The following is a 10620-nucleotide window of genomic DNA, read 5'->3' as shown; positions in this document are numbered from 1 at the left end:
GTGTACTTCGAGCGCACGGTCGACAAGACCTCCGACAAGGACCTGTACGGGTGCAAGGTCATCCCGTCGCGGGGGGCCTGGCTGGAGTTCGAGATCGACAAGCGTGACAGCGTCGGTGTGCGTATCGACCGTAAGCGCAAGCAGGCCGTCACGGTGCTGCTGAAGGCGCTGGGCTGGACGAGCGAGCAGATTCTCGAGCGGTTCGGCCAGTACGAGTCGATGCGGGCGACCCTGGAGAAGGATCACACGGCCGGCCAGGATGACGCGCTGCTGGACATCTACCGCAAGTTGCGGCCCGGTGAGCCGCCGACCAAGGAGTCGGCGCAGACGCTGCTGGAGAATCTGTACTTCAACGCCAAGCGGTACGACCTGGCCAAGGTGGGCCGCTACAAGATCAACAAGAAGCTCGGGGTCGACGCCGCGATCGCTCAGGGCACGCTGGCCGAGGCGGACATCGTCGCGATGATCGAGTACATCGTGCGGTTGCATGCGGGTGAGGAGTCGATGCCGGGCGTCGACGGTGAGGTGATCGTCGAGGTCGACGACATCGACCACTTCGGCAACCGCCGCCTGCGCAGCGTCGGCGAGCTCATCCAGAACCAGGTCCGGCTGGGCCTGGCGCGGATGGAGCGGGTCGTGCGCGAGCGGATGACCACGCAGGACGTGGAGGCGATCACGCCGCAGACTTTGATCAACATCCGCCCGGTGGTGGCGTCGATGAAGGAGTTCTTCGGCACCTCGCAGTTGTCGCAGTTCATGGACCAGACCAATCCGCTGGCCGGCCTGACGCACAAGCGGCGTCTCAACGCGCTGGGCCCCGGTGGTCTGTCCCGTGAGCGGGCCGGCTTCGAGGTCCGTGACGTGCACCCGTCCCACTACGGCCGGATGTGCCCGATCGAGACCCCTGAGGGCCCGAACATCGGCCTCATCGGCTCGCTGGCGTGTTTCGGGCGGCTCAACGCCTTCGGCTTCGTCGAGACGCCCTACCGCAAGGTCGTGGAGGGCCGGGTCACCGAGCGGGTCGACTATCTGACGGCGGACGAGGAGGACCGTTACGTCATGGCGCAGGCGAACTCGGCTCTGACGGCGGACGGCGCGTTCGCCGAGGCCCGGGTGCTGGTGCGGCGCAAGGGCGGTGAGTTCGAGTTGGTCCGGTCGGGTGAGGTCGACTACATCGATGTGTCTCCGCGTCAGATGGTGTCGGTGGCCACCGCGATGATCCCGTTCCTGGAGCACGACGACGCCAACCGGGCGCTGATGGGTTCGAACATGCAGCGCCAGTCGGTGCCGCTGCTCAGGGGCGAGGCGCCGCTGGTGGGCACGGGGATGGAATACCGGGCGGCGACGGATGCGGGTGATGTGATCAGTGCGGAGAAGGCCGGGGTGGTGGAGGAGGTCTCGGCCGACTACATCACCGTGATGAACGACGACGGCACCCGGACGACCTACCGGGTGGCCAAGTTCAAGCGGTCCAACCAGGGCACCAGTTTCAACCAGAAGCCGATCGTGGCCGAGGGTGATCGGGTGGAGGTCAACCAGGTCATCGCCGACGGGCCGTGCACCGACAACGGTGAGATGGCGCTGGGTAAGAACCTGCTGGTGGCGTTCATGCCGTGGGAGGGCCACAACTACGAGGACGCGATCATCCTGTCGCAGCGGCTGGTGCAGGACGACGTGCTCTCCTCGATCCACATCGAGGAGCACGAGGTCGACGCCCGCGACACCAAGCTGGGCCCCGAGGAGATCACCCGGGACATCCCGAACGTGTCGGAGGAGGTGCTGGCCGACCTCGACGAGCGCGGCATCATCCGGATCGGCGCCGAGGTGGTGCCGGGCGACATCCTGGTGGGCAAGGTCACCCCGAAGGGGGAGACCGAGCTGACGCCGGAGGAGCGGCTGCTGCGCGCGATCTTCGGGGAGAAGGCCCGGGAGGTGCGTGACACCTCGCTGAAGGTGCCGCACGGCGAGCAGGGCAAGGTCATCCACGTGCGGGTGTTCTCCCGCGAGGAGGGTGACGAGCTGCCGCCGGGGGTCAACGAGCTGGTGCGCGTGTACGTGGCGCAGAAGCGGAAGATCACCGACGGGGACAAGCTGGCCGGCCGGCACGGCAACAAGGGCGTCATCTCCAAGATCCTGCCGGTGGAGGACATGCCGTTCCTGGAGGACGGCACGCCGGTGGACATCATCCTCAACCCGCTGGGCGTGCCCGGCCGGATGAACGTGGGTCAGGTGCTGGAGACGCATCTGGGTTGGATCGCGGCGCGGGGCTGGGACATTTCCGGGGTGCGGGAGGCCTGGGCGGAGCGGTTGCGGGCCAAGGGGTTCGATCCGGTCGAGCCGCGCACGAACGTGGCCACGCCGGTGTTCGACGGGGCGCATGAGGAGGAGATCGTCGGGCTGCTGGGCAATACGGTGGCGAACCGTGATGGGGACCGGATGGTGCAGCAGAGCGGTAAGGCTCGGCTGTTCGACGGCCGTTCGGGGGAGCCGTTCCCGTATCCGATCTCGGTCGGTTACATCTACATCCTCAAGCTCCTGCACCTGGTGGATGACAAGATCCACGCGCGGTCGACGGGTCCGTACTCGATGATCACGCAGCAGCCGCTGGGTGGTAAGGCGCAGTTCGGTGGTCAGCGCTTCGGTGAGATGGAGGTGTGGGCGCTGGAGGCCTACGGCGCGGCGTACGCGTTGCAGGAGCTGCTGACCATCAAGTCCGACGACGTGCTCGGCCGGGTCAAGGTGTACGAGGCGATCGTCAAGGGCGAGAACATCCCCGAGCCGGGCATTCCGGAGTCGTTCAAGGTCTTGATCAAGGAGATGCAGTCGTTGTGCCTGAACGTCGAGGTGCTGTCGAGCGATGGCATGTCGATCGAGATGCGTGACACCGACGAGGACGTCTTCCGCGCCGCGGAAGAGCTCGGTATCGATCTGTCCCGGCGTGAGCCGAGCAGCGTGGAAGAAGTCTGAGGGGGAGATCGCACAAATGCTGGACGTCAACTTCTTCGACGAGCTCAGGATCGGTCTTGCGACCGCCGACGACATCCGTCAGTGGTCGCACGGCGAGGTCAAGAAGCCCGAGACCATCAACTACCGGACTCTCAAGCCGGAGAAGGACGGGCTCTTCTGCGAGAAGATCTTCGGTCCGACCCGCGACTGGGAGTGCTACTGCGGTAAGTACAAGCGCGTCCGCTTCAAGGGCATCATCTGTGAGCGCTGTGGCGTCGAGGTCACGCGCGCCAAGGTGCGCCGCGAGCGGATGGGCCACATCGAGCTGGCCGCGCCGGTCACGCACATCTGGTACTTCAAGGGCGTTCCTTCGCGCCTCGGCTACCTGCTCGACCTCGCCCCGAAGGACCTGGAGAAGGTCATCTACTTCGCGGCGTACATGATCACTCAGGTCGACGCCGAGATGCGTGAGCGTGACCTGCCCTCGCTGGAGGCGAAGATCTCCGTCGAGCGGCAGCACATCGAGCAGCGCCGCGACGCCGACGTCGAGGCCAGGCAGAAGAAGCTCGAGGGCGACCTGGCCGAGCTTGAGGCCGCCGGTGCCAAGGGTGACCAGCGCCGCAAGGTCCGCGAGGGCGCCGAGCGTGAGATGCGTCAGCTCCGCGACCGGGCCCAGCGCGAGCTGGACCGGCTCGACGAGGTCTGGAGCCGCTTCAAGAACCTCAAGGTCCAGGACCTTGAGGGCGACGAGCTGCTCTACCGCGAGATGCGCGACCGCTTCGGCCGCTACTTCAAGGGCGGCATGGGCGCGCAGGCGATCCAGGACCGCCTGATCAGCTTCGACCTCGACGCCGAGGCCGAAAACCTGCGCGAGACCATCCGCAGCGGCAAGGGCCAGAAGAAGGCCCGCGCGCTCAAGCGGCTCAAGGTCGTGTCGGCGTTCCTGAACACCACCAACTCGCCGCGCGGCATGGTCCTGGACTGCATCCCGGTCATCCCGCCGGACCTGCGCCCGATGGTGCAGCTCGACGGTGGCCGGTTCGCGACCTCCGACCTCAACGACCTCTACCGCCGGGTCATCAACCGGAACAACCGCCTCAAGCGGCTGCTCGACCTCGGCGCGCCCGAGATCATCGTGAACAACGAGAAGCGCATGCTGCAGGAGGCCGTGGACGCGCTGTTCGACAACGGCCGCCGCGGTCGCCCGGTCACCGGTCCCGGCAACCGGCCCCTGAAGTCCCTCAGCGACATGCTGAAGGGTAAGCAGGGTCGTTTCCGCCAGAACCTGCTGGGCAAGCGAGTCGACTACTCCGGCCGTTCGGTCATCGTCGTCGGCCCGCAGCTCAAGCTGCACGAGTGCGGTCTGCCCAAGCAGATGGCGCTGGAGCTGTTCAAGCCGTTCGTGATGAAGCGGCTCGTGGACCTCAACCACGCACAGAACATCAAGTCCGCCAAGCGGATGGTCGAGCGGGCCCGCCCCGTGGTGTGGGACGTGCTCGAAGAGGTCATCACCGAGCACCCGGTGCTGCTCAACCGCGCTCCGACGCTCCACCGCCTGGGCATCCAGGCGTTCGAGCCGCAGCTCGTGGAGGGCAAGGCCATCCAGATCCACCCGCTCGTCTGCACCGCGTTCAACGCGGACTTCGACGGCGACCAGATGGCCGTGCACCTGCCGCTGTCGGCTGAGGCCCAGGCCGAGGCACGCATCCTGATGCTCTCGACCAACAACATCCTCAAGCCGGCCGACGGCAAGCCCGTGACGATGCCCACCCAGGACATGGTCATCGGCCTCTACTGGCTGACCACCGAGAAGGAGGGCGCGCAGGGCGAGGGCCGCGTGTTCGGCTCGATCGCCGAGGCGCAGATGGCCTTCGACCGCCGCGAGCTGGAGATCCAGGCGAAGATCCGGATCCGGCTGAAGGACGTCCTGCCGCCGCGCGACTGGGTGGCGCCCGACGGCTGGGAGCAGGGCGACCCGATCCGGCTGGAGACGACGTTCGGGCGGTGCCTGTTCAACCAGACGCTGCCCGACAGCTACCCGTTCGTCGACTTCCAGGTCGGCAAGAAGCAGCTGTCCACGATCGTCAACGAGCTGGCGGAGACCTACCCGAAGATCGAGGTCGCCAACTCGCTCGACGCGCTCAAGGACGCCGGCTTCCGCTGGGCGACCCGCTCCGGTGTCACGATCTCGATCGAGGACGTCGTCGCGCCCCCGAACAAGACCGACATCATGGAGAACTACGAGCGCCGGGCCGACAAGGTGCAGCGCGAGTACGAGCGCGGTCTGATCACCGACGAGGAGCGCCGTCAGGAGCTCATCGAGATCTGGACGCACGCGACGGCCGACGTCGAGACCGACATGGTCAACGCCTTCCCGGCGACCAACCCGGTCTGGATGATGGTCAACTCCGGCGCCCGTGGTAACAAGATGCAGGTCCGGCAGATCGCCGGCATCCGCGGCCTGGTGTCCAACACCAAGGGTGAGACGATCCCGCGGCCGATCAAGGCCTCGTTCCGCGAGGGCCTGTCGGTGCTGGAATACTTCATCTCCACCCACGGCCAGCGGAAGGGTCTTGCCGACACCGCCCTGCGCACCGCGGACTCGGGTTACCTGACCCGGCGTCTGGTGGACGTGGCGCAGGACGTCATCGTGCGCGAGATCGACTGCGGCACCGACCGCGCGGTCCCGCTGCACGTCGGCGAGCGGGACTCGGCGGGCAACCTGGTCAAGGCGGAGAACGCCGAGTCCAACGTGCACGGCCGCATCCTGGCCGAGGACGTCGAGGTCGACGGCAAGATCATCGCCGCGGCGGGGGTCGACATCAACGACCAGCACGTCACCGCGCTGGTCGAGGCCGGTGTCGAGACCGTACGCACCCGCAGCGCGCTCGTCTGCGAGGCCAAGATCGGTGTCTGCGCGACCTGCTACGGCCGCTCGCTGGCCACCGGCAAGCTCGTGGACGTCGGCGAGGCGGTCGGCATCATCGCCGCCCAGTCGATCGGTGAGCCCGGTACACAGCTGACGATGCGGACGTTCCACACCGGTGGTGTGGCCGGCGCCGACATCACCCACGGTCTGCCCCGTGTCACGGAGCTCTTCGAGGCGCGCATCCCCAAGGGTGTCGCCCCGATCTCCGAGGCCGAGGGCCGGGCCCGGATCGACGAGACCGACAAGACCAGGAAGATCGTGATCACCCCCGACGACGGTTCGGAGGAGATCGCCTACCCGGTGTCGATGCGCTCGCGCCTGCTCGTGCAGGAGGGCCAGCGGATCTCGGTCGGCCAGCAGCTGGTGGCCGGTGCGGTCAACCCCAACGAGGTGCTGCGCATCCTCGGCCCGCGGGCCGTGCAGCTGCACCTGGTGGCGGAGGTCCAGCAGGTCTACCGGTCGCAGGGTGTGTCGATCCACGACAAGCACATCGAGATCATCGTGCGGCAGATGCTCAAGCGCGTGAACGTGCTGGAGTCCGGTGACACCGACCTGCTGCCCGGCGAGCTCGTGGAGCGCCCGCGCTTCGAGCAGATGAACCGCGAGACGGTGGCGGAGGGCGGCTCTCCGGCCGCCGGCCGTCCGGTGCTCATGGGCATCACGAAGGCGTCGCTCGCCACCGAGTCGTGGCTGTCGGCGGCCTCCTTCCAGGAGACGACCAGGGTCCTGACGGACGCGGCGATCCACGCCAAGTCCGACTCGCTCCTGGGCCTGAAGGAGAACGTCATCATCGGTAAGCTCATCCCGGCGGGCACGGGCATGCCGCAATACCGCAACATCCGGGTGGAGCCCACCGAGGAGGCCAAGGCGGCGATGTACACCGTCGGCGGCTACGACGGCTCCGCGGCCGACTACACGTTCGGCACCGGCAGCGGCGAGGCGGTTCCGCTGGAGGAATACGACTTCGGTCAGTACAACCGGTGAACCTTTCATAGTTCGCTGTGACGCGCCCGGGTCTCCCGTTTCGGGGGGCCCGGGCGCGCTGCTGTGTGAACCCCGCCGTCCGTTACGCGGCGCCGTGGTGGCCCCAGCCGCCGCACGGGGCCGGGGACGCTCCAGGGAGACGGCCGCTGACCCCGCGCGGGTCAGGCGCCGTTACGACGCCCTGTGGGCCGGGTTACGTGGTCGTGGCCTGCCGGCGAAAGCTCGGCGACGGGTCGCCGGGGGCGGGCCCTCGGCCGCGAGCGAGAACGGCGGAACGCCCGGCCGATCCGAATGTCCGGGCCGGATCCGGTGGATTCGGGTGCCGGGATCTCCGTGCGGAATGCTGTGCAGGGCGGATATCATGGCGGCGGAGCTGTAGATGGGCTGGATGAAATAGGCCCCGGCGATCCGGAGTGGCAAGGCTGACTGGCCTTGTCGCGCCGTTTTGACGTGTCGCATGGGCCTGGGTAGTCTTGGACATCGTGCCCGTCTCTATGCGGGCCCTCGACCGTGCGCTCATTGCGGCGTAGGACGGCTTCCTGGCTCGTTTCCCTTTCGGATGTGTCTGTGTGAATGGCGCGACACGCCCGAGCGCGGGGGCGCCGAGACAGGGAAAACCAGCAGGTCATGACACCGGCAGCACCTGCGAATCGCAAGACCTGATGACGTAACACCGGCCAAGGCACGAAACGGAGTGGCAGTGCCCACTATTCAGCAGTTGGTCCGCAAGGGCCGGCAGGACAAGGTCGCCAAGACCAAGACTCCTGCCCTCAAGGGGAGTCCGCAGCGGCGCGGCGTCTGCCAGCGCGTGTACACCACGACCCCGAAGAAGCCCAACTCGGCACTGCGTAAGGTGGCCCGCGTTCGGCTCACGAACGGCATCGAGGTCACGGCCTACATCCCCGGAGTGGGCCACAACCTGCAGGAGCACTCCATCGTGCTCGTGCGTGGCGGTCGTGTGAAGGACCTGCCGGGTGTTCGCTACAAGATCATCCGCGGTTCGCTGGACACCCAGGGTGTCCGCAACCGCAAGCAGGCCCGCAGCCGCTACGGCGCGAAGAAGGAGAAGAGCTAACCATGCCTCGTAAGGGTTCTCCTGGCCGTCGTCAGCTCATGGCTGACCCGGTTTACAGCTCGCCGCTGGTGACCGCCCTGATCAACAAGGTGCTGCTGGACGGCAAGCGTTCCATCGCACAGTCAATCGTCTACGGCGCCCTTGAGGGTTGCAGGGAGAAGACGGGCAACGACCCGGTCGTCACCCTCAAGCGCGCGCTTGACAACGTCAAGCCGACCCTTGAGGTCCGCAGCCGTCGAGTCGGTGGCGCGACCTACCAGGTGCCGGTCGAGGTGCGTGCCGCGCGCAGCACCACGCTGGCCCTGCGCTGGCTGGTGCAGTACTCCCGCGCCCGCCGCGAGAAGACCATGACCGAGCGCCTCATGAACGAGCTCCTCGACGCCAGCAACGGCCTCGGGGCGAGCGTGAAGAAGCGCGAGGACACCCACAAGATGGCCGAGTCCAACAAGGCCTTCGCTCACTACCGCTGGTAGTGGGTTCGACGAGACGACGAGGACGCGAGAGAAGTGGCCACCACGACCGCTCTTGACCTGGCCAAGGTCCGCAACATCGGGATCATGGCCCATATCGACGCGGGCAAGACCACCACGACCGAGCGCATCCTGTTCTACACCGGCATCAACTACAAGATCGGTGAAGTCCACGAGGGCGCTGCCACGATGGACTGGATGGAGCAGGAGCAGGAGCGCGGCATCACGATCACGTCCGCCGCGACCACCTGTGAGTGGCTCGGTCACACCATCAACATCATCGACACCCCGGGACACGTCGACTTCACCATCGAGGTGGAGCGCTCGCTCCGCGTGCTCGACGGTGCCGTCGCCGTGTTCGACGGCGTCGCGGGTGTTGAGCCGCAGTCGGAGACGGTGTGGCGCCAGGCCGACCGCTACAACGTCCCGCGCATCTGCTTCGTGAACAAGATGGACCGGGTCGGCGCGGAGTTCCACCGCTGCGTCGAGATGATGGTCAGCCGCCTGGGCGCGACCCCCGCCGTGGTCCAGCTCCCCTGGGGTGTCGAGGCCGACTTCAAGGGCGTCATCGACCTCATCACGATGAAGGGCCTCATCTGGAGCGCCGAGGCGGCCAAGGGCGAGATGTACGACACCGTCGACATCCCGGCCGACCACGCCGACGCCGCTCGCGAGTGGCGGGACCGCCTCATCGAGACCGTCGCCGAGAACGACGACGAGCTGATGGAGCTCTACCTGGAGGGCACCGAGCCCACCGAGGAGCAGCTGATCGCGGCCCTGCGCCGCGCCACGCTGACCAGCTCCATCAACCCGGTCCTGTGCGGCACCGCGTTCAAGAACAAGGGCGTGCAGCCCCTGCTCGACGCGATCGTCGCCTACCTCCCGGCGCCGACCGACATCCCGGCCTTCAAGGGCCACGCGGTCGGCAACGAGGAGAAGGTCATCGAGCGGCACGCGGACCCGAGTGAGCCGTTCTCCGCTCTGGCCTTCAAGATCGCCAGCGACCCGCACCTGGGCAAGATCACCTACATCCGCATCTACTCGGGCACGCTCGAGGCCGGTTCACAGGTCACCAACTCTGTGAAGGGCAAGAAGGAGCGGATCGGCAAGATCTACCAGATGCACGCCAACAAGCGTGAAGAGCGGCCGTCGGCCATCGCCGGTCAGATCGTCGCCGTCATGGGCCTGAAGGACACCACGACGGGCGACACGCTGTCCGACACCTCCAACCAGGTCGTGCTCGAGTCGATGACGTTCCCGGCTCCGGTCATCAACGTCGCCATCGAGCCCAAGACCAAGGGCGACCAGGAGAAGCTGTCGACCGCGATCCAGCGGCTGGCCGAGGAGGACCCGTCCTTCCAGGTTCGCCGCGACGAGGAGACCGGCCAGACGGTCATCTGGGGCATGGGCGAACTCCACCTGGAGATCCTCGTCGACCGGATGCGCCGCGAGTTCAAGGTCGAGGCCAACGTCGGCCGCCCGCAGGTCGCCTACCGCGAGACCATCCGCCGCAAGGTGGAGAAGGTCGACTACACCCACAAGAAGCAGACCGGTGGTTCCGGTCAGTTCGCGCGGGTGATCATCGACCTGGAGCCGCTGGGCGAGGGCAACGACGGCTACGAGTTCGAGAACAAGGTCACCGGTGGTCGCGTCCCGCGGGAGTACATCCCGTCGGTCGACGCGGGCGCCCAGGAGGCCGCCGAGTTCGGCGTGCTGGCCGGCTATCCGATGGTGGGCGTGAAGGTTACGCTGACCGACGGTGCCGCGCACGACGTCGACTCCTCGGAAATGGCCTTCAAGATCGCCGGCTCGATGGCCTTCAAGGAGGCCGCGCGCAAGGCGGACGCCGTGCTCCTCGAGCCGATGATGGCCGTCGAGGTCACCACGCCCGAGGACTACATGGGTGACGTCATCGGCGACCTCAACGGTCGTCGCGGGCAGATCCAGGCGATGGACGAGCGGGCCGGCGCCCGGGTCGTCCAGGCGCTCGTGCCGCTGTCTGAGATGTTCGGCTACGTGGGTGACCTGCGTAGCAAGACGCAGGGGCGCGCGAGCTACAGCATGCAGTTCGACTCCTATGCGGAGGTGCCTCCGGGCATCGCCAAGGAGATCGTCGCGAAGGCCCGGGGCGAGTAGTTTCCGGTCCGATCCCGCCAGGGATCGGAGCGGGACTGCAGTTCTGGTCCCTGGTGGGGTGGTGAGAGCCGCCCCACCGC

The 10620-nt window shown here is 67.1% G+C and carries 5 protein-coding genes; all 5 read left to right on the top strand.

Features of this window, described 5'->3' with window-relative positions:
• Positions 1-2967: DNA-directed RNA polymerase subunit beta (gene rpoB, locus BLS95_RS09375; RefSeq protein ID WP_090930464.1), on the top strand; the 2967-nt coding region annotated here is incomplete at its 5' end.
• Positions 2968-2983: 16 nt separating this feature from the next.
• The gene (locus tag BLS95_RS09370) at positions 2984-6859 is read left to right on the top strand and encodes a DNA-directed RNA polymerase subunit beta' (protein WP_090930463.1); all 3876 of its coding nucleotides are present in this window, start codon (positions 2984-2986) and stop codon (positions 6857-6859) included.
• Positions 6860-7559: 700 nt separating this feature from the next.
• Positions 7560-7934, top strand: coding sequence for a 30S ribosomal protein S12 (gene rpsL / locus BLS95_RS09365; protein WP_043623420.1), 375 nt, complete (start codon positions 7560-7562; stop codon positions 7932-7934).
• 2 nt (positions 7935-7936) lie between these two features.
• Entirely contained in the window at positions 7937-8407 is a 471-nt protein-coding gene (rpsG, locus tag BLS95_RS09360) for a 30S ribosomal protein S7 (protein ID WP_020542314.1), read from the top strand.
• 84 nt (positions 8408-8491) lie between these two features.
• Positions 8492-10540 carry an elongation factor G gene (gene fusA / locus BLS95_RS09355; protein WP_245764947.1) on the top strand — a complete coding sequence of 683 codons (2049 nt, stop codon included), beginning with the start codon at positions 8492-8494 and terminating at the stop codon, positions 10538-10540.
• Positions 10541-10620 lie beyond the last annotated feature (80 nt).

Origin of the sequence: Nonomuraea jiangxiensis, from assembly GCF_900099965.1 — a bacterium.
Classification (GTDB): Bacteria; Actinomycetota; Actinomycetes; order Streptosporangiales; family Streptosporangiaceae; genus Nonomuraea; species Nonomuraea jiangxiensis.
The sequence above is the reverse complement of the archived record's forward strand: the minus strand, read 5'-3'. Positions and strand labels throughout refer to the sequence as shown.